Source organism: Pleurocapsa sp. PCC 7327 (genome assembly GCF_000317025.1).
Taxonomy (GTDB): domain Bacteria; phylum Cyanobacteriota; class Cyanobacteriia; order Cyanobacteriales; family Microcystaceae; genus Hydrococcus.
In genome coordinates this window covers 1,136,344-1,160,627 of record NC_019689.1, presented here as the reverse complement: position 1 = coordinate 1,160,627, position 24,284 = coordinate 1,136,344, and the positions used below count along the sequence as shown (strand labels likewise).

Annotated in this window: 24 protein-coding genes and 1 pseudogene; 12 read left to right on the top strand and 13 right to left on the bottom strand. The window is 46.5% G+C overall.

Annotated features, from left to right (window positions below):
- Positions 1 to 89: 89 nt before the first annotated feature.
- From rplS to PLE7327_RS05190, 4 genes are all read right to left on the bottom strand, one after another.
- The gene (rplS, locus tag PLE7327_RS05205) at positions 90 to 452 is read right to left on the bottom strand and encodes a 50S ribosomal protein L19 (RefSeq protein WP_015142816.1); all 363 of its coding nucleotides are present in this window, start codon (positions 450 to 452) and stop codon (positions 90 to 92) included.
- Positions 453 to 552: 100 nt separating this feature from the next.
- Positions 553 to 1,686: a glycosyltransferase family 1 protein gene (locus tag PLE7327_RS05200; RefSeq protein ID WP_015142815.1), complete on the bottom strand. Its 1,134-nt coding sequence runs from the start codon at positions 1,684 to 1,686 to the stop codon at positions 553 to 555.
- A gap of 77 nt (positions 1,687 to 1,763) precedes the next feature.
- The gene (locus tag PLE7327_RS05195; RefSeq protein ID WP_015142814.1) at positions 1,764 to 2,918 is read right to left on the bottom strand and encodes a UDP-sulfoquinovose synthase; all 1,155 of its coding nucleotides are present in this window, start codon (positions 2,916 to 2,918) and stop codon (positions 1,764 to 1,766) included.
- Positions 2,919 to 3,084: 166 nt separating this feature from the next.
- Positions 3,085 to 4,026 (bottom strand): lysylphosphatidylglycerol synthase domain-containing protein, encoded by a 942-nt coding sequence (locus tag PLE7327_RS05190; RefSeq protein WP_015142813.1) that lies wholly within the window; start codon positions 4,024 to 4,026, stop codon positions 3,085 to 3,087.
- Positions 4,027 to 4,337: 311 nt separating this feature from the next.
- Between PLE7327_RS05190 and PLE7327_RS05185 the strand changes: the two genes are divergently transcribed.
- The 4 genes from PLE7327_RS05185 (at position 4,338) to PLE7327_RS05170 (ending at position 7,964) form a co-directional block, all read left to right on the top strand.
- Positions 4,338 to 5,180 (top strand): SDR family oxidoreductase, encoded by an 843-nt coding sequence (locus tag PLE7327_RS05185; protein WP_041392824.1) that lies wholly within the window; start codon positions 4,338 to 4,340, stop codon positions 5,178 to 5,180.
- Between the two features lie 81 nt (positions 5,181 to 5,261).
- Positions 5,262 to 5,756 carry a 2-amino-4-hydroxy-6-hydroxymethyldihydropteridine diphosphokinase gene (gene folK / locus PLE7327_RS05180; protein WP_015142811.1) on the top strand — a complete coding sequence of 165 codons (495 nt, stop codon included), beginning with the start codon at positions 5,262 to 5,264 and terminating at the stop codon, positions 5,754 to 5,756.
- Between the two features lie 12 nt (positions 5,757 to 5,768).
- A complete protein-coding gene (locus PLE7327_RS05175; protein ID WP_015142810.1) occupies positions 5,769 to 6,317 on the top strand; it encodes an NUDIX hydrolase in 549 nt (182 codons plus the stop codon).
- A gap of 213 nt (positions 6,318 to 6,530) precedes the next feature.
- A complete protein-coding gene (locus PLE7327_RS05170) occupies positions 6,531 to 7,964 on the top strand; it encodes a deoxyribodipyrimidine photo-lyase (protein WP_015142809.1) in 1,434 nt (477 codons plus the stop codon).
- 8 nt (positions 7,965 to 7,972) lie between these two features.
- Here the strand turns inward: PLE7327_RS05170 and PLE7327_RS05165 are convergent, their stop codons facing one another.
- From PLE7327_RS05165 to PLE7327_RS05150, 4 genes are all read right to left on the bottom strand, one after another.
- Positions 7,973 to 8,968, bottom strand: coding sequence for a hypothetical protein (locus PLE7327_RS05165; RefSeq protein WP_015142808.1), 996 nt, complete (start codon positions 8,966 to 8,968; stop codon positions 7,973 to 7,975).
- Between the two features lie 64 nt (positions 8,969 to 9,032).
- On the bottom strand, positions 9,033 to 9,968 hold the full coding sequence (locus PLE7327_RS05160) for a hypothetical protein (RefSeq protein ID WP_015142807.1): 936 nt from the start codon (positions 9,966 to 9,968) through the stop codon (positions 9,033 to 9,035).
- Positions 9,969 to 9,974: 6 nt separating this feature from the next.
- On the bottom strand, positions 9,975 to 10,898 hold the full coding sequence (locus PLE7327_RS05155) for a hypothetical protein (RefSeq protein WP_015142806.1): 924 nt from the start codon (positions 10,896 to 10,898) through the stop codon (positions 9,975 to 9,977).
- A gap of 35 nt (positions 10,899 to 10,933) precedes the next feature.
- The gene (locus PLE7327_RS05150; protein ID WP_015142805.1) at positions 10,934 to 11,608 is read right to left on the bottom strand and encodes a hypothetical protein; all 675 of its coding nucleotides are present in this window, start codon (positions 11,606 to 11,608) and stop codon (positions 10,934 to 10,936) included.
- Between the two features lie 608 nt (positions 11,609 to 12,216).
- Here PLE7327_RS05150 and PLE7327_RS05145 point away from each other — a divergent pair.
- The 6 genes and pseudogenes from PLE7327_RS05145 to PLE7327_RS26375 all read left to right on the top strand — a co-directional run bounded on the left by PLE7327_RS05145 (position 12,217) and on the right by PLE7327_RS26375 (position 19,253).
- Positions 12,217 to 12,975 (top strand): PEP-CTERM/exosortase system-associated acyltransferase, encoded by a 759-nt coding sequence (locus PLE7327_RS05145; RefSeq protein ID WP_015142804.1) that lies wholly within the window; start codon positions 12,217 to 12,219, stop codon positions 12,973 to 12,975.
- A gap of 63 nt (positions 12,976 to 13,038) precedes the next feature.
- Entirely contained in the window at positions 13,039 to 14,640 is a 1,602-nt protein-coding gene (locus tag PLE7327_RS05140; protein WP_015142803.1) for an FAD-binding oxidoreductase, read from the top strand.
- Between the two features lie 305 nt (positions 14,641 to 14,945).
- Positions 14,946 to 16,814, top strand: coding sequence for an HlyD family efflux transporter periplasmic adaptor subunit (locus tag PLE7327_RS05135; protein WP_015142802.1), 1,869 nt, complete (start codon positions 14,946 to 14,948; stop codon positions 16,812 to 16,814).
- Positions 16,815 to 16,906: 92 nt separating this feature from the next.
- Positions 16,907 to 18,076 carry an ABC transporter permease DevC gene (gene devC, locus PLE7327_RS05130; protein ID WP_015142801.1) on the top strand — a complete coding sequence of 390 codons (1,170 nt, stop codon included), beginning with the start codon at positions 16,907 to 16,909 and terminating at the stop codon, positions 18,074 to 18,076.
- Between the two features lie 13 nt (positions 18,077 to 18,089).
- Positions 18,090 to 18,770, top strand: a complete 681-nt coding sequence (locus PLE7327_RS05125) for a DevA family ABC transporter ATP-binding protein (protein ID WP_015142800.1) — start codon at positions 18,090 to 18,092, stop codon at positions 18,768 to 18,770.
- Position 18,771: 1 nt separating this feature from the next.
- Positions 18,772 to 19,253, top strand: a pseudogene (locus PLE7327_RS26375) (GNAT family N-acetyltransferase).
- 15 nt (positions 19,254 to 19,268) lie between these two features.
- Here PLE7327_RS26375 and PLE7327_RS05115 read toward each other — a convergent pair.
- The 3 genes from PLE7327_RS05115 to argJ are packed head-to-tail and all read right to left on the bottom strand — an operon-like array spanning position 19,269 to position 20,926.
- Positions 19,269 to 19,457 (bottom strand): hypothetical protein, encoded by a 189-nt coding sequence (locus tag PLE7327_RS05115; RefSeq protein WP_015142799.1) that lies wholly within the window; start codon positions 19,455 to 19,457, stop codon positions 19,269 to 19,271.
- The gene (locus PLE7327_RS24245) at positions 19,412 to 19,651 is read right to left on the bottom strand and encodes a hypothetical protein (RefSeq protein ID WP_144266085.1); all 240 of its coding nucleotides are present in this window, start codon (positions 19,649 to 19,651) and stop codon (positions 19,412 to 19,414) included. The genes PLE7327_RS05115 and PLE7327_RS24245 overlap by 46 nt, the downstream gene beginning before the upstream one ends.
- 33 nt (positions 19,652 to 19,684) lie before the next feature.
- Positions 19,685 to 20,926 carry a bifunctional ornithine acetyltransferase/N-acetylglutamate synthase gene (argJ, locus tag PLE7327_RS05110; RefSeq protein WP_015142798.1) on the bottom strand — a complete coding sequence of 414 codons (1,242 nt, stop codon included), beginning with the start codon at positions 20,924 to 20,926 and terminating at the stop codon, positions 19,685 to 19,687.
- 255 nt (positions 20,927 to 21,181) lie between these two features.
- On the opposite strand from argJ, the gene ruvB reads away from it, so the two are divergent.
- Positions 21,182 to 22,318: a Holliday junction branch migration DNA helicase RuvB gene (gene ruvB, locus PLE7327_RS05105; RefSeq protein WP_015142797.1), complete on the top strand. Its 1,137-nt coding sequence runs from the start codon at positions 21,182 to 21,184 to the stop codon at positions 22,316 to 22,318.
- Positions 22,319 to 22,404: 86 nt separating this feature from the next.
- Positions 22,405 to 23,127, top strand: a complete 723-nt coding sequence (locus PLE7327_RS05100) for a DUF4079 family protein (protein WP_015142796.1) — start codon at positions 22,405 to 22,407, stop codon at positions 23,125 to 23,127.
- 57 nt (positions 23,128 to 23,184) lie between these two features.
- Here the strand turns inward: PLE7327_RS05100 and PLE7327_RS05095 are convergent, their stop codons facing one another.
- Both PLE7327_RS05095 and PLE7327_RS05090 read right to left on the bottom strand, forming a co-directional pair.
- Positions 23,185 to 23,718 (bottom strand): FKBP-type peptidyl-prolyl cis-trans isomerase, encoded by a 534-nt coding sequence (locus PLE7327_RS05095; protein WP_015142795.1) that lies wholly within the window; start codon positions 23,716 to 23,718, stop codon positions 23,185 to 23,187.
- Between the two features lie 22 nt (positions 23,719 to 23,740).
- Entirely contained in the window at positions 23,741 to 24,064 is a 324-nt protein-coding gene (locus PLE7327_RS05090; protein WP_015142794.1) for a phasin family protein, read from the bottom strand.
- Positions 24,065 to 24,284: the final 220 nt, after the last annotated feature.

Genomic DNA, 24,284 nt, shown 5'->3' with positions numbered 1-24,284 from the left:
TGACGAGCACAATCCGCTTCTTAGCTTTTTCAATCGTAGCGCAATTTGAAGCGAATTGGCTTCAAATCTGCGTTGTCCTTTGAAAAATTTTAGAGAGCGCGATCGAAACGCTGTTGAACGCGGGTGGCTTTGCCGACGCGATCGCGAAGATAATAAAGTTTGGCTCGGCGTACTTTACCGCGACGGATGATTTTAATGCTGGCGATTCTGGGAGAATGAAGCAAAAATACCCTTTCTACACCAACTCCCTGAAAAATCCGACGCACGGTAATGGTTTGGTTGATGCCGCCATTGCGCTTGGCAATCACGATCCCTTCATAGGGCTGAATCCGCTCTTTTCCCCCTTCTACAATCCTCACGCCAACTCTGACTGTATCGCCAACATGAACGATTGGTAAGTCAGTTTTTAGCTGCTCGCTCTCAATCGACCTAATAATTTCTTCAGCGTTCATTGCTTTTGCAAAAACTCACGATTTTTCATTATACCTCAACTTTTTCAAAAACGAGCAAGATTCAAAAGAATTTTCTAGGGGATGATGGTTATCTCATCTTCTAAGCTGCCTCGGACAAAGACTGAGAATTAACGATGGCTCGATAATAATCCTGTAACTGGCGCGTTGCCGCTGCCCAACCCCAACGTTCTGCTTCCAGGCGAGCATTTTGTCGCAACTGCTCTTTTTCTGCTTTGGCTGCTAGCAGGCGCTTGGTAGCTGTAATCGCTCCTTCAGGATCGTTGGGATCGAAGAGATAGCCATTCACGCCATCGGTGACGATATCGGTAATTCCGCCCGAAGCGGCTGCCACTACGGGACACCCTGCCGCCATTGCTTCTAGCAAGACTAATCCTAGCGTTTCCGTGCGGGACGGGAAGATAAACGCATCTGCCGAGGCAAATGCCGAGGCAAGTTCTAATCCTTGGAGGTAGCCGACAAAATGGGTCTGAGTGCCTGCAAAGAGAGCTTTCAATGCCTCTCGGTGAGGTCCGTCGCCAACAATTGCCAAATGTGCCTCTGGGATGGCTTCTAGGATGGGTTTAATTCGCTCGATTTGCTTCTCTGCCGAGACTCGTCCTACGTATAGCAGCAGAGGACTGTCGGGATGTCCTTGTGAGAGGCGCGATCGCATTTGGCGAGAGGCGAGATGGGGTTGGAACATCTCTGTATCGACTCCTCGCTGCCACAAGTTTACCCTTTCGATGCCGCGACCTGTCAATTCCCGTACCATTGCCGTTGAGGTACAAAGATTGAGATGAGCTTGATTGTGTGCCAATTTGAGCAACTCCCACAACAGCCCTTCAAGGGATCCGAGTCCGTAGTGCTGTAAATACTGGGGCAGATGGGTGTGGTAGGAGGCGACTAGGGGAATATTGAGCGTTTTGGCATAATAAATCCCGCCTATTCCTAAAACGGCGGGATTGACCACATGAATCAAGTCTGGCTTGAATCTCTTCAGAACTCGGCGAAGGCTCGGTCTGGGAATCGCTAGCTTCAATTCGGGATACATTGGCAGCGGAATGCCGGATACGCCGTGAATTTTGGCTCCTTTATATTCTCTCATTCCGCCGTCGGGACAGAAGACCAAAACGCGATCGCCGTGGCGTTGTAAGTGTTCGACTGTATGGCGCAAGCGAGTGACAATTCCGTCAATTTTGGGTAAAAATGTCTCGGTGAATAAAGCGATTCTCATAAGCAGTTATCAGTGACCAGCGATCGGCGATCGGTAGGGGCGATTCGCGGATCGCCCCTACTGTATGTCGATGAAATTTAATTTCTGCGCCAAGAAACTTTTGGCAGAATGCGCTTCTCGTCAACGCGGTGTTTATATTTGATAGCGAAGTTTAGCAGAGAATCTAGTAAAGAATCGGATAAATAATGGGGTTGCAATCCGAGATCGAGTAGTTTGGTGTTTTTGGCGTTGAAGTAGTGTTCTTCTAACTCGACCCTAGGGTTATTGAGGTGGTCGATCTCTATATTTAATCCCATTGCCGTTCCCGCCTTTTTCACCATCACCGCCAAGTCGCCGACGCTGAATAGTTCGGTAAATTGGTTGAAGACGCGGAACTGTCCGGCATCGGCTGGGTTGGCGATCGCCAATTCCACGCAGCGTACCGTATCCCGAATATCGAGAAAGCCTCGCGTCTGCCCTCCTTTTCCGTAGACCGTCAGGGGATGTCCGATCGCCGCTTGGATGCAGAATCGATTCAATGCCGTTCCAAATACTCCATCATAATCGAGACGGTTAACTAGCATTTCGTCCATTCCCGTCTCTTCTGTCAGAACTCCGTAGACAACCCCTTGGTTTAAATCAGTTGCCCGCAGTCCCCAAATTCGGCAAGCAAAGTGGATGTTGTGGCTATCGTGAACTTTGCTCAGGTGGTAGAAACTTCCTGGCTGTTTGGGATAGGGTAACGTATCCTTGCGTCCGTTATGTTCGATGGTGATGTAGCCTTCTTCAATGTCGATGTTAGGAGTGCCATACTCACCCATCGTTCCCAATTTCACCAAATGACAATCTGGGAAATCTTCTTTCATTGCGTAGAGGATGTTTAGCGTGCCTACTACGTTATTGACTTGAGTCATGACCGCGTGTTCGCGATCGATCATCGAATAAGGTGCCGAACGCTGTTCCCCAAAGTGGACGATCGCCTCTGGTTCAAACTGGCGCATGGTTTTGCTGAGGAAATCGTAATCGGTGATATCGCCCACGAATAGATCGATGGACTTCCCCGTCAGATCCTGCCACCGCTGAATGCGATGGTGAATTGATGCTATGGGAGTTAGCGTGTCTACACCTAATGTTGCGTCCCAATGTCGCCTGATCAAACTATCGACAATCCCGACCTCATACCCTCTATTTGAAAGGTGTAGCGCAGTTGCCCAACCGCAATAACCGTCACCACCAATAACCAGAACTTTCATACTAAATCAATAAAAATTTATTTTCCGATCTTGGGTAGAAGATAATCCGCCGTGCAATGACGGAGGCTGCTTCCACTTCTTCGTAAATGTATCAGGAATTGGTACCTTCTAGACCAAAGATGTTAAATAGTGTTGCGAATCGCCGTTGTGTTTGACTTGGATGGCTTCAAGAAGAATCAAGGTTTCGACCGAGCAACCAACCCAAACCCGCCCCAATCGCCTCCGTTAGCAGCGCTATCAAACGGTATAAAATTACAGCGCCCAAGACTATGCTGGGTTCTACTACCCTATCTAGCAAACCAAGAGCAGTTGCCTCAAAAACGCCAACTCCGCCAGATATAGGCGACACGATTCCCAACGCCCAAGCCAAGCTAAATCCGCTTGCTAGTGGGACGATTGCTACTGGGCGAACCGGAGTAAAGATCGCAACCGTCAACAAAAAGCCGACGCTTCGCAGCGCTAAAAATAAACACTGCCCTAAAATTACCCGCCAGGGATAAGATTGCATGCGAGGTCGAGTCCATTGGGAGCGGGCTAATTTATTGAATTTATTGAAGAGCCTTTGCAGCATTAGCGCATTAGGCAGTTGCTCGATCCAACTAAAAACGCGATCGAATACGAATGGATGAACGCTGACGAGAATGCAAGCCAAACCAAGACCGCACAGTCTTTGCAATGTCGGGTCGGCAGCAATTAACAGCCCGAATATCATTCCTGCCGCCGCGATATAGACAGATTGTAAAAGGACGCTAGCGAACGCCACTGTTACGGGGATTTCTAGCTTGCGAGCCGCTACCAGCCGACCATAAGTTTGCCAAATATCGCCGGGTAGATATTTAGCAATTTCAGTTTTGATGAAAATGATTGTTGCCCATCGCCAAGGAACCGGATGCTGTAAATTTCTTAAAATCTCGCCCCACACAACTCCCGACCAACAATGAGACAGGATAGAAACTGCCACTGCCACAATTACGTACCACCAAGTTTCCTTGTCAAGCTCAAGGCTTTGGACTTCTCGCCAGTTATCGTAGAGAGCTTGACCGACAACGATCGCGGTGAAGATAATGATACACCATTGAAACAGAGAGCTGAGATGTTTAGATTTCATCGATGTCGGTCTTGCTGGGAAGGTTTTCTCTCGATCTTTTCATTATCAGGCTGCTGCTTTTTGGTCTTCTGTAATGGGATGAGGCAAGATTTAGGTTCCTATCACCAAAATAACCGTAATAGTTAAGAGTTGCGAACCTGTCGTAGGAGCAACATTTGCTTGCGATTGGCTAAAAATGCAAAATTTCGTTTGCGCTTAACCCAACGGGCGGTACGGAAGTAGAACCGTTAAAATGAAATCAGCTTGCATATTATAAAGATTTTAAAACTTTGTAGCAATATATGCCAAAATATGCTAAGAATGGGAAAGAAATGAAATTTGCTCGGCAACACGCAATTATTACTGGCGGTTCTAGCGGCATTGGCAAAGCAACGGCTAAATTGCTTGCCAGCAAAGGGGCTAACATCTCAATTATTGCTCGCGATCGCGCCAAATTAGAAGCAGCAAAATTGGAAATTGAAGCAGCAAAAATTAATTCCAAGCAGCAAATTTTTTCGGTTGAAGCTGATGTAGCACAACGAAGTCAAATAGAACAAGCAATACAAACTTGCATTGCAACTGTAGGAACTCCGGATATTTTAATAACTTCTGCTGGAATTGCAAGCCCTGGTTATTTTCAGGAAGTGCCGATTGAAGTTTTTGAACGTACTATGGCAATTAATTATTTTGGCTCGCTTTATAGTATTAAAGCCGTATTGCCAAGTATGGAAAAACAACAAAAAGGTCAGGTCGTGCTAATCTCTTCTGGAGCGGGATTAATTGGCATTTATGGTTATACCCCTTACAGTCCGAGTAAATTTGCTTTGAGGGGATTAGCAGAGTCTTTACGAGGCGAATTAAAACCATTAGGAATTCAGATTTCTATTGTCTATCCTCCCGATACGGATACGCCTCAATTAGAAATAGAAAATAAAAGCAAACCCCTTGAAACAAAATTGATTACTGGAACTGCTCAAACTTGGAGCGCCCAAGCAGTTGCTCGTGAAATTCTTAAAGGAATTGAGACAAAAAAATTTGCGATCGCGCCCGGTTCGGAAATGGCAATCTTAGGACGATTTCATAGTCTCATAGCACCTGGATTGAATTGGTATTTCGATCGCATTGTTGCTAAAGTAAAAAACAGTAATTTAAGGCAATTTATTAAGAAAGATTAGATAAACTCGCCCCTACTAACTACTAACCACTAACTAATCCCCAATCCAAAATCTAAAGGCAAAAGTCAGAAGGGATCGATCATGAAAATTGCTAAATGCGCGATCGCACTCGGAAGCAATCTAGGCGATTCTTATACCATTTTAGAATCTAGCCTCGAAATTTTGGCGCAAACTCCTAAAATTACGCTTAAATCTTATTCTAGCTGGTACAGAACCGCTCCGGTCGGTCCCCCACAACCAGATTATCTCAATGGCTGCGCTTTACTCGAAGTTCGACTGACTCCCGAAGAATTGTTAGACACTCTGCTAGATATCGAACGCCAATTTGGTCGCGTGCGTCAGGAACGATGGGGACCGAGAACGCTAGACTTAGATTTACTGTTGTATGACGATCTCATTTTGGATACGTCTGACCTACAGATTCCTCACCCAGGGATGCGGGAAAGAGCATTTGTACTCGTACCTTTAGCAGAAATTGCGCCAGATTGGATCGATCCGGTATCAAAAAAAGCGATCGCGCAACTTCTTGAAGAGGTAGACTGTTCTGGGGTTATCCAACAACTGATAACTGATTAAAAATAACCGATTATGTCGCTAGGTCAAGAACCGCCAAAAATTCTACAACAACGCCTGTTTTACAAAGGTCGTAAATTCGATTTTGAAGTTAGTAGACTCCGCTTGCCGATAGGCGTTGAGGGAGATTGGGAATGCGTTCGCCATCCCGGCGGTGCGCTAGCCGTCCCCGTCACGAGCGAGGGTAAACTGGTATTGGTGCGACAGTATCGTTTTACGGTTGAAGGACGACTCTTGGAATTCCCTGCGGGTACGGTAGAACCTAACGAAGATCCCGCCGAAACGATTAAGAGAGAAATTGAGGAAGAAACTGGCTATCGGGCAAATAGATGGCAATCGCTAGGAAAATTTGCGCTGGCACCAGGATATTCAGATGAATATATTTATGCATTTTTGGCACAAGATTTGCAACAATTAGAACAACCACCCGAACAGGATGATGATGAGGATATTGAAGTAGTTTTAATGAGTCCTCTGGAATTAGAAAAAGCGATTTTAGCTGGCGAACCCGTGGATGCTAAATCAATTTGTAGCTTTTTCTTGGCGCGTCCGTTTTTAGGGTAATAAAGATTATAAAGAGTTGGTTATCTTAGGCTTGCGATCGCGTTTCTAATTGGTAAATTTGTTTTAGTTTTACGCCAAGACGCAAAGGCGCGAAGTTAGACCGAAATTAAGCTGCGATAACCTTTTTTCAAGATCTTTTTAGTTCTCTGGTTAATAAACTAGAAAAAGATCGATAGAGAAATAATAGTCGATTGAGTAATTGAGAATCTATTTATGTCTGATTTAATTCTCTTCTGGCACCGCCGCGATTTACGAATTTCTGACAATATAGGATTAGCTGCTGCCCGTCAAAAAAGTTCTAGAGTAGTTGGTGTATTTTGTCTGGATCGCAATCTACTAAAACGCGATGATATTGCACCTGCCAGAATAACTTATATGATAGGTTGCTTACAAGAATTACAGCAAAAGTATCTGCAATTAGGGAGTCAATTACTGATTGTCCAAGGCGATCCAAATCAAGCAATTACTGCTTTAGCAGAAGCCTTAAAAGTTCAAGCTGTCTTCTTTAATTTAGATATAGAACCCTACGCAAAACAGCGAGACGAGAAAGTTAAAGAAGCCCTGAAAGAAAAAGGAATTGCTGTTGAAACTTTCTGGGATCAGTTACTCGAAGCCCCTGGAAAAATAGTTACTCAATCTGGTAATCTTTATACAGTTTATAGTCCCTTCTGGAGAAATTGGAGCCAACAATCCAAACAATCTCCCGCACAAGATTTAGAGAATGTTAAAGGATTAACTGACCAAGAAATTGCTATTGCTAAAAAAGCAGGCACAATTGAATTGCCAACGGCAAAAGATTTAGGGTTTATTTGGGACAATCCCCTACTGCTCGCACCAGGAGAAACCGCCGCCCAGGAAAGATTAGCTGAATTTTGCGATCGCGCAATTTATGAATATAAAGAGCAAAGAAATTTCCCTGCTATTGATGGAACATCTCGGCTGAGTGCCGCACTCAAATTTGGTGCTATTGGCATTCGGACTGTTTGGCAAGCTACTATTGAAGCTGGCGAAAATAGCCGCAGCGATGAAGCTAGCGACAGCATTCAAGCTTGGCAACAAGAGTTAGCTTGGAGGGAATTTTATCAACACTGTCTTTATTTTTTCCCAGAATTAGCAGAAGGTGCTTATCGAAAAAACTTCAAAAATTTCTTTTGGGAAAATAACGAAGAATATTTTCAAGCTTGGTGTGAAGGAAAAACCGGATATCCTATCGTTGATGCAGCCATGAAACAGTTAAATGAAACGGGATGGATGCACAATCGCTGTCGCATGATCGTCGCCAGTTTTCTCACCAAAGATTTGCTGATTAATCCGCAGTTGGGAGAGAAATATTTCATGCAAAAACTGTATGACGGGGATTTAGCAGCTAATAATGGGGGTTGGCAGTGGAGTGCTTCGAGTGGCATGGATCCTAAACCATTGCGCATTTTTAATCCTGCCAGTCAGTCACAAAAATTCGATCCACAAGCAGAATATATTCGGCAATGGCTGCCCGAATTAAGTTCGATAGATACCGAATATTTAGTGACGGGTAAAATTCCGGACTCAGAACGCGATCGCTGCGGTTATCCTCGACCAATTGTAGACCACAATAGGCAACAAAAAGAATTTAAGCGACGCTATCAGCTAATTCAAACTACTTCCTAATTAAGCCGCTAGTTCCGACGACGGCGCAGAGAAATCGATAAATCGTATTCTAGGGCGGCTGCGATACCAAACAGAATGGTACTAAATACCCAAAGGGTATCTAAAAGACCGCCAGTTTCAAAATTGCCGCGGGCTGCGACGTAAGCATATCGGACATCGGCAATATAAAGTAATAAAGCCGCGATCGTAACGACTAGCCAAGTCCGAGAAAATTGACCGCCCCAAAAGCTTAACACCAAAGTCCCGGAGAGAACTAACAAAATAATATCTAGGACTACGTAGAATAGGCTTGTAAGCCCAGCCGATGGCTTGAGCATCTCTTCTACCCCTAAAACCCATTCCGGTGCTTCTTTCTCGGCAATAGGAGAAGCGCTATCTGGCGCTACGGTTGTTGAAGGGTTTGAAGCAATAACCGTTTCGACAACAGGCGAAGTTACGGCTAGCTGCGCTTGCGAAGATTCGGGTGGGAACGCACTTATCCTACCCAGCCAAATTCCCAAAATCGCGATCGCACTAATCACTCCGTATTGCCAGGTTTTAAGCGTTACTCTTCTTGCTCTGAGTGCTAAAATCATTCCCCAAAGAAGCAATAGGTAAGAAACGATATAGACGGGATCTGCTAAAGACACTTCCGGAGATCGTTGCAGAATTAACTCCCAGTAGCCAAAAATTAAGTTAGCAAGAAAGTAGAACGCACTTCTCAAACCAAACAATAACCAGATCTTGCGATCGCTAATAATCTCAGGAAGCTGCCAATCGATCAGACACAGCCAAGCAACTCCCAAGTGAGCGACTCCTTCAAAAATATAATTCAGAATTACATACCATTGAGGAACCTCCTCTCCTGGCAAGGGCATGCCATAAATAATGCCAAAATAAAATGCGATCAGTCCCCAAATAATCCCCACTATAGTAACTACGATTGGAGATGGGGCGAATGCAGGTAGCGATTTTTTCATAGGATGTTTCTTTCCACCTTCCAAAAATGCGTATTTAATTTGCATTTTATGCGCTTGCTTAATATTTATAGCAAAAGATTAAAGGTAGAAAATTAAATAATCGAAAAACCTAAGATCGACGGCGGCGCGATCGCGTTGAGATTTCGTATTCCCAGGCTGCGCCAACGCCAAAAAAAATAGCGCTCAACGTCCAGAACGTATCGATAATACTGTTAGTTTCATAATCGGTGCGCGTGGCAACGTAGGCAAAGTGCATGTCGGCAATGTAGAGCAAGAGGGCGGCTGAGGCAATTAAAGTCCAAGTTCGAGAAAATCGGCCTCCCCAAAAGTTCAACAAAAGCGTGGCAGCCATAATTAACAATAGGACATCATAAACGATGTAAAGCCAGCTTAAAATCACGATGGATGGCTCTAATGTCTTTTCTATTCCCAGAACCCAATCGGGAACTTCTTTGCCAGTAACGGAAGCCAGGATGCTCCAATCGCTGTTATTGAGAGTAGCAGTTGAAGCAATAAAAATCTGTTCTAGAGTAGCGGAATCGTCATCGTAGGGAGTAGCAATCTGCCAGCCAAATCCAATGGCGCTCGCTGCTACCGCTGCCAGCACTACCCACTGCCAAGCTCTTAGATGGAGACCTCTAGACTTGAGTGCTAGAAACATTCCCCAGAGTAGCAATAGATAGGAAACCATATAAAATGGATCTGCCAAAGACACGTTGGGAGCGCGTTCTAGCCCTATCTCCCAATACATAAAGATAAGGGTAGCCATTAAGTAAAGCAAAGTTCCCAAGCCAAGAAATAACCAAACATTGCGATCGCTAATAATCTGAGGTAAGCGCCAGTTTCTCAAACACAGCCAGCCAGCTCCCAGAAAAGCTCCTTCTTCGAGAATGTAAGAAACGATCGAATACCACCTTGGCACCTTGTCTCCCGGCATGGGCATGCCAAACGCTAGCGCCAAGTAAACTGTCAGCAATGCCCATAAGGTTCCGATTAAAACGACCGAGCTAAAACTTGGGGAAAACTGGAAGAAGGGTCTTTTCATCTGCTTTTAGCGCCGTCGTTGACGAGGACGGGTGGATATATCGTATTCCAACGCAGCTCCAATACCAAGCAGGATGCCGCTAAACACCCACAGGGTATCTAGAAGCCCTCCAGTTTCAAAATTCCCACGCGAGATAACGTAGGCATAGCGGATGTCGGCAGCATAGAGTAACAAAGCGGATGTAGCGATTACAGCCCAAGTTCGAGAAAATCGACCTCCCCAAAAAGTTAACACTAGAGTACCAGCCAGAACTAACAAAAAAACATCGCTGACAACGTAGAGCAAGCTTAAAACTCCAGCCAGGGGAGCGAGTAACTTTTCTACCGCTAAAACCCATTTCGGTGCTTCCTTTTCGGCAGCGCTTTGAGCGACAATGGCTGGCTCCAAAATTGGTACACTAGAGGCTAACGTCGTCTGAGATTCTTGAGGAGGAAACGAACTCAGCCAGCCTAACCAAATACCGAGGGCGACAAGCCCCGCGATCGCGGCATATTGCCAAGGTTTTAAACTTACCTGTTTCGAACGAACTGCCAGTACCATCCCCCACAGAAGCGCTATGTAAGAAAGGATATAAAAGGGATCTGCCACAGAGACATCGGGAAACCGTTCTAACCCCAATTCCCAGTAACCGAAGAAGAAGTTGGCAAGCAGATAAAGCCAACTCCTCAAACTAAAATATAACCAGATGCGGCGATCGCTGAGAAGCCTGGGACAAAGCCAATTTCGCAGACACAAAAGCGCCGCCCCCAAGTAAGCCACGCCGTCAAAAATGTAACCGAGGAGTGCGTACCATCTTGGCACCTCTTGTCCCGGCAAAGGCATACCAAATGCTACAGCGCAATAGAGTGTCAGCAGCGACCAAAAAATGCCAGCAGCAATGACAGTTTCCGTGCTTGGAGAAAATCTTAAAGGGGAAGAAGATGGTTTCATATTTTGTATGCCTCGCCAAGCCTATCGCTTTAGATCTACCCCTTACACATCAATACAAACTGCATGCAACAATACATAAATCGAGGATTGGTATAAATCGGCAATTCCTTTAAGGTTTCAACCGCACGCTCTACAAAAGTAGTGTTGCCAAAATACTTTTTGCTCAGACGACCGACCCTGGGAAATAAAATCTCCAATTCTTTTTGTCTCCAAATTGGCAGTCCCGTTGCTATCAGAGGATCTACTGTTAGTAGCGGATTAATGGCTCCTGGCGACTCTGCGCCAGGAAGAAGACATTGCTTGAAGATTTTAGTCATCTCTTCCTGGAAAGTCCTTTTTTGGCCGGCTCCCATGAGATCCTCGATATCGTCGGCGATCGCCTGTACGATTAGCAGGCATGCCTGAGTATAAGAGTCTTCAGAAGCCACCCTAGCTGGTGCCTTAGTCGCGGCTGAGCGATCGCTTTGAACTTCGAGCCACACGCTGTACGTCGGTTCTTGGTTTAACAAGACGACAAACTGTCCTCGCGTCTCAACCAAGCTCTCTGCAAGCGCCTTGGCTTTGTCTTTTTGAGCGGCACTAAATTGATTCATCAGGCGAAAGGTTCGTCCCTGATAGCTCAGAATCATGACTAACCTGCCGTCGTCGGGATCGCGAACCCTCGAAAGTTCTACATCCGATCGGTTCAGAACAAGTACGTTCTCATTCATGAGATGCTGTCAGCCTTTGTAGCTTCTGAAGTTGATTGTGGTAAAGCCCATTCAATTTTTTTCAGTATAAATTGTCCCGCACCCAACCACCGCAAGTTCGTCAAAACTAAGATCTTGAACCATTCTCAACAGTCCGTCAGGTCAGTCAGCGATGTTCTATCGCTGCCTCATATTTAAAATCGTCTAAAGACGGCTGGATAAGGATCTGAGTCCATTTCAATGGACTTGGTATATGAGACGCTTAATTTATTCCCCGGCGGTTGATGCAACCACCGCAAGTTCGTCAAAAAGAAGTCGGAATTCGGAAGTCCCTTCTATCACTAAATTTGACCGATAGGCGAGCATCGGTTGGATTTGTGCGAATTATGAAAGCGCTTAAAACAGTATTACAAATCTAATTTTTCATTATTGCCTTTGGTAGTGAGTCGATAAAAAGCTATTTATAGCTTGCATAAAGCTCGGAAGTATTACTAATCTAAATTTGCAAATCCTTAACGAAGGATAAGCAATATTTCGGAAAAAATACGGAGGACACCCATGAGTAAAACTATTAAACTGCAATCGTGAACCTCCCTTAGTTATAGCCAAAGCGCGAGCGAGCCAAGATTATGCAGCCAAAGAGCATAAGCGAGCAGTTTCGCGAGCAATTTCAGATATCGCTCGCTGATACTAACGATCTAAAAGAAGAAGTTTATCGAATTCGCTATGAGGTCTATTGCCAAGAACTCAACTATGAAGCAACCGATAAATTTCCCGATCGGCTAGAGATGGATATTTACGACGATCGCTCCTTGCACTGTCTCCTCAAACACCGCGCTAGCGGCGTTTACGCTGGCTGCATCCGTTTTGTCTTTCCCGATCCCTATCAACCGGAACGCTCTCTTCCTCTTAATAAAGTCTGTTCCCTCGATCTCGATCTCAGTCAACTACCTCCCTATTCCTATGGAGAAGTTTCGCGCCTAGCCGTACTCGGTCGATTCCGCAGGCGCTCTGGAGAATCACAAACATCAGGAGGGTTGCTATTCTTTAACGATCGCTCTCAAGAAGGAGAAGAAAAACGAGGTTTTCCCGTGATTGCCCTCAGTCTTTATCTAGCTGCGACTTGCATTGGCATGGAAGCAGGCGTAGAACGGGTTTTCGTTTTGATGGAACCTAAACTTGCCCGCCATCTTCGCTACTTTGGATTTGTCTTTACTCAGATCGGCGATTTTGTTGACTTTCGGGGTAAGCGGGGACCGTACCAGGTTATGCGACAAGAAGTTGAAAATAGTTTGCCCGCCCAGATTCGCGAGTTAATGGAGGTCGTGCGCTCCGATTTAATTGTCTCTCCCATGCTTAAATCGCTCTCCAAAATCCCCGTCCTCTGAAACCGTCCCAAAATCCAAAATATATAACAATATGAAAAATACATTTTTTGCTTGCAGATACCAATGGACCAAGATAGAGCCATAGAAGCCTGGAGTCAGCTTTTGGGAGCCGATCGCGTTCTGAGCGATCGCCCTCTGCTGCGCGACGCTCAAACGGCAACCTTTCTAACTCGGCAGCAGATTCCCGTCATTCTCCAGCCCGGCAGCCGCGAAGAGGTACGCCAATGTCTCAAGATAGCCAACCAATACGATCTGCCCGTCTATCCCATTGGCAGCGGAAAAAATTGGGGATACGGCTCTCGCGTCCCCGTCGAAGATGGCTGCGCGCTGCTCGATCTGTCGCGCTTAAACCGCATCGTCGATTTTGACGAGGAACTGGCTTATGTCACCATCGAGCCTGGAGTAACTCAGCGCCAGCTTTACGAGTTTTTGCAGCAGCAATCCTCGCGCCTATGGATGGATGCGACGGGTTCCAGCCCCGATAGCAGTCTGATTGGCAATATTATGGAGCGAGGCTTCGGTCATACTCCCTATGGCGATCGCTTCGCCAATGTCTGCGGCATGGAAGTCGTTCTGCCGACTGGAGAGGTCGTTCATACAGGCTTTGGCAGGTTTCCGAATGCTAAAACCGCCTCAGTCTATCGCTGGGGTCTTGGTCCTTATCTCGACGGCTTGTTCTCTCAATCCAATTTTGGCATCGTCACCCAGATGACCCTATGGCTAATGCCAGCTCCGGAGTATTTTCAAGCCTTTTTTTTCAGTATCAAGCAAGAAGAACAACTCCCCGAACTAATCGACGCACTGCGTCCCCTGCGCCTCAATGGAACGATTCGCAGTGCCGTTCACATCGGTAACAGCTATAAAGTTCTTTCTTCGATCCGGCAATATCCTTGGCAAGAAACCGGAGGAACAACGCCGCTGTCTCCCCAAGTCATGGCGCATTTTGCCAAAACCTGGGACTTTGGCGCTTGGAACGGTTCTGGGGGCATTTATGGCAGTAGAAAACAAGTTGCTGCTGCCCGACAGTTAATCAAACAAGCCCTCAGAGGCAAGGTCAGCAAGCTCAGATTTATAGACGACTTTACCCTGAAACTGGGACAAACCCTTGCCAAACCATACCGGATGGCGACTGGATTAAATTTGCCGGAGTTGCTCAAGCTTCTGGAGCCAGTCTATGGGTTGATGAAAGGAATGCCCACCAATACCCAGCTGGTCAGCACCTATTGGCGTAAGAAATTTGCCCCACCCGAATCAATGAACCCCGATCGCGACGGTTGCGGCTTGATTTGGTGCGCTCCCGTCGCTCCCTTGGAGGGAGAACATGCAGTTAACATTAACAAAATCGTCAGCGAAACCTTGACCAAATATCAGTTTGAGCCGAGCATGTCCATAACGCTGCTAACCGAACGCTGTCTTGGCTGCATTATTAGCATCTCCTACGATCGCGAAATCCCTGGCGAGGATGAAAAAGCGATGACATGTTATGACAAATTGCTCGAAGAATTAACTGGGGCGGGTTACTATCCCTATCGCGCGGGAATTCAATCGATGGAAACCCTGCAAGGAGAAGATAGCTATCGGGCGCTGTTGGGCAGGCTCAAACATGCCCTCGATCCCAAGCAAATTCTCGCTCCCGGTCGCTACAGCACTAAGATAGACGTTTAAAAGCACTGGAGAGCAAATTCCTTGCCTACCGGGCAACCCAGGCATCGATTTGGAGAATTGGAGGAATTTGAGATAAAGTATTACAGCAAAAGTAGAATAATCTGGTCAAATATCAGTTAATCTTACATCTAGCGCGAGTTAGATAAAATTTCACAAACTTATACAAGATAGCTTTCAAAATCTATCCTTCAATCCGCAGTAGCAATCGCCGCTGCGGTGCAAAAACCAAAACAACCGCTTGAGTTGGCTCCGAGCAAATCCACTCTTGTCCGAATTAACCCTCAATCGTTAAGCAATTTTTGCATATGATGAAGCAGACAACCAACCAACAGCTACAACAAAAGCTTCCCAACAGCCAGCAGGAAGCAATCCAGCGTCTCAGACAAATCATGAATCGTCTCTCGGTCAAAACCGAAGACATGCAACGCATCCAAAAAGCCGGTCTGGTAGAAGCGCTAGAGCATATGCCCCTAGACGAACTGCAAGACATTGTTGACAATCTGAGAACGAATTTAGAAAAATCGGTGCGCTTCGTCAGCGATCAAGAGGTAGAACTAGCCGCGCAAAACCAAGCGATCGCAGATTTAGAAGAAAAACTACAGGCAGCTGGGGAGTACGAGCGTTTTAGTCTAGAAGTAGAGCTAGCTAACGAGCAGGAAAGAAAAGACTTGCTGGAGGCAACGCTGATCGGTCAACGCCGTAACCTCCGCAAGCAAGAAGCAACCTATAATCAATACTGGCGCGTCCTACGACGGCGACAAGGCGCGCTAGAAGCCGATCCCTATACCCAACAAGTAGCGCTCGTCGAACCCGTTCTGGCACCGCCCCAAGCGCCAGAAACCGAAATAGAATCAGAAGAATCAATCGACTCAGCCAAGCAGCGATCGCCACAAAAACTGGCGCTAGCGATTGCCGGCTTGTTGACTTTGAGCATCGCCCTTCTCTATGGTTTGCGGGCAACGCGCCAGCCAAATCCCACTACCGCCCCAACCGCTTCTTTAGGACAAAAAACGATCGCGACTAATGCCGTCGCGGCGTTGGGCTATATCGAACCCAAAGGAGAGGTAATCAAACTGTCTGCGCCAACGATGCAAGAGGGAGCGCGAGTCGCGCAACTGCTGGTCAATCGAGGAGACAAAGTAAAAGCCGGACAAATTATCGCTATCTTAGACAGCCGCGATCGCTTGCAAGCCGCCCTAGAACAAGCCAAAACCAATGTGAGAATCTCTCAAGCCAATCTCGCTAAGGTCAAAGCTGGCGCTAAAAGCGGAGACATCCAGGCGCAAGACGCTAGATTTCTACGCACGCAAGCCGAATTACAAGGACAAATTGCCGCTCAAAAAGCGACTATCTCTAGCCTGGAAGGACAGTTGAGCGGGAATAGAGCTGCCCAGGAAGCGAATATTGCCAAAATTAGAGCTGAGTTGCGCGATGCCGATGGCAATTGCGATCGCTATCAGAAGTTGTTTGCCGAAGGGGGAATCGCCGAACAGGAACGCAATCGCGTTTGCTTGCAAGCAGAAACCACTCGTAGCAGCCTAAAAGCCGCCGAAGCCGACTTAAGGCGAATCGTCTCGACGCTACAGGAGCAAATCAATGAGGCAAAAGCTACCCTTAATAAGACAGTAGCCACCTTGCAAAGACAGATCGAAGAAGACCAAGCAATGCTCAGCGCCGTTTCAGAGGTTCGACCCGTGGACGTTCGAGTCGCTCAAGCCGAACTCCTATCAGCTCAAGCAGCCGTTAAACGCGCTCAAGCCGATTTAGATCGGGCTTACGTCAGAGCGCCCAGCAACGGTCAAATTCTCAAAATTCACGCTTGGCCCGGAGAAATCGTCAGCAACGACGGGATACTAGAATTGGGACAAACCGACCAAATGTACGTTACGGCAGAAGTTTACGAAACCGATATCGCCAGAGTTCGCGTCGGTCAAACGGCAACGATCAAAAGCCATGGAATTGTTGGCGATTTACGAGGAACGGTAGACGAAGTGGGCTTACAAATCGGGCAAAAAGATGTCCTGGGAACCGATCCGGTGGCGGATGTCGATGCTAGAGTCGTTGACGTGAAAATTCGCATCAATCCAGAAGATAACCTGAAAATTGCCAATTTAACCAACTTACAAGTCAACGTCATTATCAATACCAACGATAGAGCAGAAATCATTAAATAACCCAACCAAAATCGTTTAAAATTCAAAGTTCAAAATCCATTGACTTTGAACTTTGAAACAATTGTGACGAGTTGCCAACATTCGGAAGCTTCATGCTGCAAAAATTACCTACAGCTTGGTTACAACTGAGACATCAAAAAGTCCGCTTAATCGTTGCCCTAGCGGGAGTGGTTTTCTCAGTTGTAATCGTTTTCATGCAATTTGGGTTGCAGGAAGCCTTATTTGATAGCGCCGTTCGCTTTTATAACGGGTTGGAAGGCGATTGCTTTTTACTCAGCCCTCGCTCCAATGCCTTGATTGCTATGGAAACGTTTCCAGAGCGACGTTTATCGCAAGCGCTAGCTTTTGAGGAGGTCGAATTTGTCAGTCCCATTTACCTCGGACAAGGTCAGTGGAAAAATCCCGAAACCAGAGATTATTGGCGCAATATTTTTATCGTTGGATTTGACATTCGCTATCCGATTTTTAGTTTTCCAGGCGCTGAAGAAAATAGAAAGAAACTAGAACTTCCCGATGTCGTTTTATACGACCGAGATTCTCGCGCTGAATTCGGCCCGGTTGTGACAGAATTTGAGAAAACAGGCAGCCTAGTTACAGAAATTGGCGGTCGAGGAACCAATCGCCGCATCAAGGTGGTCGGACTGTTTAAAATGGGAACCTCATTCGGTTCGGATGGCAATCTCATTACCAGCCACCTTAACTTTTTGCGGCTCTCTCCCTCTCGTCGCAAAGGTTCTATCGATGTCGGTTTGATTAAATTAAAACCAGGAGTAGACGCACAGAAATTTAAAGATCGCCTGCAAAACTATTTGCCCAAAGATGTAAAAGTCTTTACCAAACAAGAATTAATCGATTTTGAGAAGCATTATTGGCAAAGCAGTACGGCGATCGGATTCGTTTTTAATCTAGGCATAATGTTAGGAATTATGGTAGGTGTTGTTGTTGTCTATCAAATCCTTTATACTAACGTTTCCGAACACCTATCTGAATATGCAACCCTAAAAGCCATTGGATATCGCCATCGCTACTTGCTATTTCTGGTTTTACAACAGGCTTTATTTATTGCTGTTTTAGGCTATATTCCCGGTTTTATAATTTCCATGATTCAGTACGAAGTGACCAAACAAGCGACGCTGCTTCCTATCGCTATGACCTTTGAAAGAGCTGTAATCGTATTGGTGGCAACGATCGCAATGTGTTTTATTTCTGGCGCTTCGGCAGTACAAAAACTAAAAGCAGCCGATCCGGCAGATATTTTCTAGGGTTAAGGGTGCCATGCAACCAGTGATAGAGATTCGCCATCTGAATCATTACTATGGCAAAGGGACTTTAGTCAAACAGGTTTTATTTGATATCAATTTGGATATTTATCCAGGAGAAATTATTATTATGACCGGACCGTCGGGTTCGGGAAAAACGACTTTATTGTCGCTGATCGGCGCGTTGCGATCGCTTCAGGAAGGCAGTTTAAAACATTTTGGCAAAGAATTAAATGGGGCGAGCGAAGACCAATTGGTGATGGTTCGTCGCCAGATCGGCTACATTTTTCAGGCACATAATTTGCTGCCATTTATGAGCGCCAGGCAAAACGTACAAATGTCGCTCGAACTCCACGAAGATATCACTCCCGCACAAGCTAAGGCTAAATCCGAGGCAATGTTAAGAACGGTGGGTCTGGGCGATCGCGTCAACTACTACCCAGACAATCTCTCAGGTGGACAAAAGCAACGCATCGCGATCGCACGCGCCTTAGTGAGCCACCCCAAATTAGTGCTAGCAGACGAACCTACCGCTGCTTTAGATAGTAAAACGGGTCGCGATGTGGTTAATCTGATGCAATTTCTGGCAAAAGAGCAGGGTTGTACGATTTTGCTAGTGACTCACGACAACCGCATTTTAGATATTGCCGATCGCATCGTTCACATGGAAGACGGTCGCTTGAAATCTGCTAGGTAAAATGAATAATATCTATCGAGATTTTACAATCCGAAACTGGCAAGAACGCGATCGCGCGGCGGCGGCAAGCGTTATCGAGCAAGTGTTGCAAGAGTATGGCTTGCCCTGGGAACCGACGGGTGCGGATCGAGATGTTTTAGAAGTCGAAACCGCTTATCTTAGCGCTGGTGGGGAATTTTGGGTATCGAACGGCAAGGACAGATTGTGGGAACGGCTGCCTATTACCCGATTGCTCGCGGCGAGAAGGCGGTAGAAATCCGCAAAATGTATTTATTACCAACAGCGAGAGGAATGGGACTAGGCAAGCATTTGCTCAAACAGTTAGAAAACGCGGTCGCGGCAAAGAGATTTCAAGAAATTTGGCTCGAAACCGCTAGTATCCTCAAACAAGCCGTATCGCTTTATGAAAAATACGGCTATCGCAGCGCTACTGGCGTGGAAACCAAACGATGCGATCGCGTTTATGTCAAGTATTTATATTGAATTGAACGGATATGTTTAGAGAAACTTCCCAGTTATCCCCTCCCAAGTCTTAGCACCAACGAAGCTACCTAATTCCTCTAAAACGAACAAATAGTTGTTGAAGTAATCTAGATCGGGGTCTGGCTGACAGATAATTTCCAATCGGCGATCGCAAGCTGCTATTTCAGCTTTATCTGTGCGATCGCTAGCAAATGTTTCTGCCATATCTCCCGCGATTCTTCGAGAACGTAAGGTTGTCTATTGAGATAGATATGACAAATCCAGCCATCGATCGTCAGATCTAGTTTCTTCTCATGTCGTTGAATTTTAACGAGCCGTTCGTCATTTTTATAGAAATCAAGCAAGATAGACTCAGCTTCTTGCAGCGAGGCGGCACTGTTAGGCGGCAGAAGAATCAAAGCTTCGTATGACGGTTTGCTAGCGATTCTCGTTCAAGTCGTGTACTCGGCATTAATCCTTACGTAGTCATAACTCAGATCGCAGCCCCAAGCCGTACCCGTCCCCGAACCGTTGCCAATACAAACCGAAATTAACACCGTATCTTCTTGCAAATACGCTCCTGCTGCTGCCCCTTTGAGATAATCACTCGCCGCAGCGCGATCGAACTCCAACGGTTGACCGTTTTCCATCAACACAAAACTTCCTAACTTAATTTGTAAATCCTCCTGATGGAAAGAAACTCCGGCACGTCCTGCCGCCGCTGCAATCCTACCCCAGTTTGGGTCGCGCCCAAAAATAGCAGATTTAACTAACGACGATCCGGCGATCGTGCGAGCAATCTGTCGGGCAGCTTCGTCGTCTGGCGCGCCCGATACCTGCACTTCAATTAAACAAGTCGCTCCTTCGCCGTCGCGAGCGATCGCTTTGGCTAAATACTGGCATACCGCCGTCAGCATCGCTTCCAGTTTCTCGGCACTGGCTCCCATTTCGGTAATGGCTGCCGTGCGGGACTGACCGTTTGCTAGGGCAATCAAAGTATCGTTGGTGCTGGTATCCCCATCTACCGTAATCTGATTAAAACTGCGATCGGCTGTCCGCTTAAGCATCTGCTGCCACAGGGAGGTAGAAACTGCCGCATCGCAAGTAACAAACGCCAACAAGGTCGCCATATTGGGGTGAATCATGCCCGATCCTTTAGCGATCCCGCCCATGCGGACGGGACGACCGTCCATCGTGGTTTCTAGGGCAATGGATTTGGTGACTAAATCGGTTGTAATAATGGCTTTGGCAGCCGCATCGCTGCCATCTTCTGAGAGAGAGGCAACCAATTGGGGAATTCCGTTGCGCATTGCCTCCATGGGAATCCGCTGTCCGATAACGCCTGTAGAAGCCAACAGAATTGAGTCGGGAGAGATATTGAGGGTTTCTCCTAAAAGACGAGCGCTTTCTAGGGCATCTTCCCAACCGCGATCGCCTGTAGCTGCATTTGCCTGACCCGCATTGCAGAGAATGGCGCGGGCGCTAGCTTTGGCTTGAAGGCGAGTTCGGCAATAATCGACGCAAGCCGCCCGAACTTGAGACATAGTAAATACTCCAGCCGCGATCGCTTCTGTCTCTGAAAAAATTAAGGCTAAATCCGGCGCGCCAGAAGGTTTTAAGCCTGCCGTAATCCCTGCTGCCTTAAAGCCTTTGGGTGCTGTTACGCCGCCGTCAATTTCTTGCCAGTCTGCCATGGTTTTGTCGGCTCCTTCAGCTCGGTCACTTCGATTTTGGATTTTCCCCACAGATGAATCTGCTTGCTCAAAATCAGGAAAAAATTTGTTTTTTTTCCACGAATAAATTTGGGGACAATCGATCGAATTTCTCTCGGTCAAAAGCTGATTATATCAAGAAAGCCTTTTGGTTTTGTTGGCAATTCAAAGACTCTTTATTAAAAAATAGATCTGATGTACCGATACACTAGATAAAAGCAATTGCAAATAGCGCTAATGGCAATCAAACGTTCCTCCAACCACCAACAGAGCGATCGCCCGCCAGCTAAGCGTCCGGCGAAAGGCGCTCGCCAATCCCGTTCCCAGTCTTCCGACGACAAACAACTCCTACTCGCCACTGCTACCCGCGATGAAACCGAGGGCAGCGAAGAGAACGTGCGTCCGCGTCGCCTCGATGACTATATCGGACAAAAAGATTTAAAAGAAGTGTTAGCGATCGCCATTCAAGCAGCTAAAAGCCGAGGAGAAGCACTCGATCACCTGCTGCTGTACGGACCTCCCGGACTGGGAAAAACTACCATGTCCCTAATCTTAGCCGCAGAAATGGGAGTCAACTGTAAAATTACAGCTGCACCCGCACTAGAACGTCCGAGGGATATTAGCGGACTGTTAATTAATCTCAAACCCGGAGACATCCTGTTTATCGATGAAATCCATCGCCTAAACCGCGTGACAGAAGAATTACTTTATCCGGCGATGGAAGATTACCGCTTGGATATTACGATTGGTAAAGGTCATAGCGCCAAAATTCGCAGCATTCCCCTGCCTCCGTTTACGCTCGTCGGCGCGACGACCAAGGTGGGAGCGCTCACTTCTCCTTTGCGCGATCGCTTTGGCTTGATCCAACGGTTGCGCTTCTACGAACTCGACGAGCTAACTGCAATTGTATTAAGAACGGCTCAGATTCTCAAGGTTTCTATTGCCGAAGACGGCGCGCAAGAAATTGCCCGCCGTGCCAGGGGAACGCCCCGCATTGCCAACCGCTTGCTCAGACGAGTGCGAGACTACGCTCAAGTGAAAGGAATGAATGCGATCGAGCGAGAATTAGTCTCAGAAGCACTCGATGTTTTAAATGTAGACTCGCGAGGCCTCGATTGGACGGATCGGCTGGTTTTAGGGACAATTATCGAACAGTTTCGTGGCGGTCCGGTAGGATTGGAGGCAGTCGCTGCCGCTACGGGAGAAGACGCCAAAACCATCGAAGAAGTTTACGAACCCTATTTGCTACAAATTGGCTATATCAACCGAACGCCTAGAGGTCGCATTGCTACAGAAGCTGCTTATCAACATTTGGGAATGATGGAGGCGAGTCGTTCGAGAGACGAGCAGCTATCGATATTTGAGGGGAGTTAGTCAAGAAATCTATATCTATATCGCGATCGACGTGCATTACGTGCATTATTTAAGTAAACCTACTTTTACTGAGTTCTAGTAGCGCTATGAACCTCACCGATTATGCTGCTTTAATCCATCCCGCGATCGCGATAGCGTTTGTCTTTCCCATTATCGGGATGGTTGTCAATTTTGCTTGGCAGACTCGTCAGCGACGGCTACAGTCTGTCGGGGAGGGAAAAAGCAAAATTCCTTCCGTTGTCGGTAAAGAACATGTAAAACTAGGAAAATGGTTGACGAGTGCTGTTGTTGGGGTATGTTTGTTGGGACTGGCTTACCCGACATTTGACAAAGCGATTGAAAATCAAGCTTTTACTAAGCAACCAGGAGAAATGGTTTTCCTAATTCTGATGTTTGCGGCAACGATCGCTTCTCTCGTCTTTTTATACAGAGCGCAGACCAGACTCTGGCGAGCTATCTTTGCATTTCTTAGTAGCCTCGGCGTTTTAGTCATCGGCTTTCAGGATATTATCCTACGTCGAGAGGGTTTTGGCTGGATTTTCCGGCGGGATTACGAGTGGCAGTATTCCCATTTCTATTACGGCATCACCGTCACCCTACTGATGATTTTTTCCCTGGCGATCGTGCAAGAAATTTACCAAGATCGTTCAAATCGCTGGCGCTACGCCCATATTATTTTAAATTGCTTTGCCTTACTCCTGTTTATCGGGCAAGGCATGACGGGGACGCGAGATTTGCTAGAAATTCCCTTGAGCTGGCAAGAAACTCATCTCTACAAGTGCGACTTTACCAATAAAACTTGTCCCTAGCTTGAGAGTAGAGGGGAGAATTTCAAGGAGAATTCTCCCTTTAACATTGATAAAAGATTAGCGAACGCCTAACAATTCCACCTCAAAAATTAAGGTCGCGTTTGGGGGGATGACACCGCCAGCACCGCGAGAACCGTATCCCAATTCTGAGGGAATAATTAGGGTGCGACGACCGCCAACTTTCATGCTGCCTACCCCTTCATCCCATCCTTGAATGACCTGTCCGACACCAATTTTGAAGGAAAAGGGTCGATCGCGATCGCGAGAACTGTCAAACTTCTTGCCGTTCTCTAGGGTTCCGGTATAGTGGACAGTTACAGTCTGTCCTTTGGTTGGCGTTGCCCCATCTCCTTCTTGGAGATCGATATACTTAAGTCCAGAAGGAGTAGTAACGGCATTTTCTAAATTCATGGCGATAGTTCCCTTTTCTAAGTTACTGTTCTGGGCGATCGCTCGCTCGTCGGCGGATTGGGGTTTGTTGAGTTCGGATGCGATCGCCTCTTGTTTGCCACCGCTATTGAATACCGAAGTAACGATCAGCAGCAACCCGAAGAAAACGATAACTCCAAAACTAATTAAAATTTCTTTCATGAAAATACTCCTGCTCGACTTGTTAGCGCCATTGCTTGTTTTCTAGATCGCGCACTTGACGTTCTAGTCTATCGATTCGTCCGCGTAATTCATCGATTTCTGTCTGACGCGGCACGCCTAAATCCTGCAACATATTGCGCAGTTGGCGTTCCAGGTTTTTTTCAAAGTTGCCCTGTTCGGATTTGAGCTGATTCATCAAATCGTCAACAAATCCCTTAGCGCGATCGGGATCGATTTTGCCATCTTTGACCCACTGTTCGCTGACTTCTCGCACTTTTTCTGCAACCAGAGAAGTCGTTCCTATGCCAACCATCAATAATTGTTTGAGCCAGTCGCTACCATCCATATTTTATAATTGACCTCCTAAATGATTTTTAGTTATAGCGCTCTAATTCCAGCATAGCCGCATGGGACAATCGGACTCGATCTTTGAGGGCGAGTAGCAATAGCCGCGAATAATACTACTCTACTTATTTCTACTCTTTTCTACTTACGAGAAATTACTTAAGTGCCAATGCATCTTCAAGTTCTACTTTAACTGGGACTGACATCCCAAAATCGGAGAA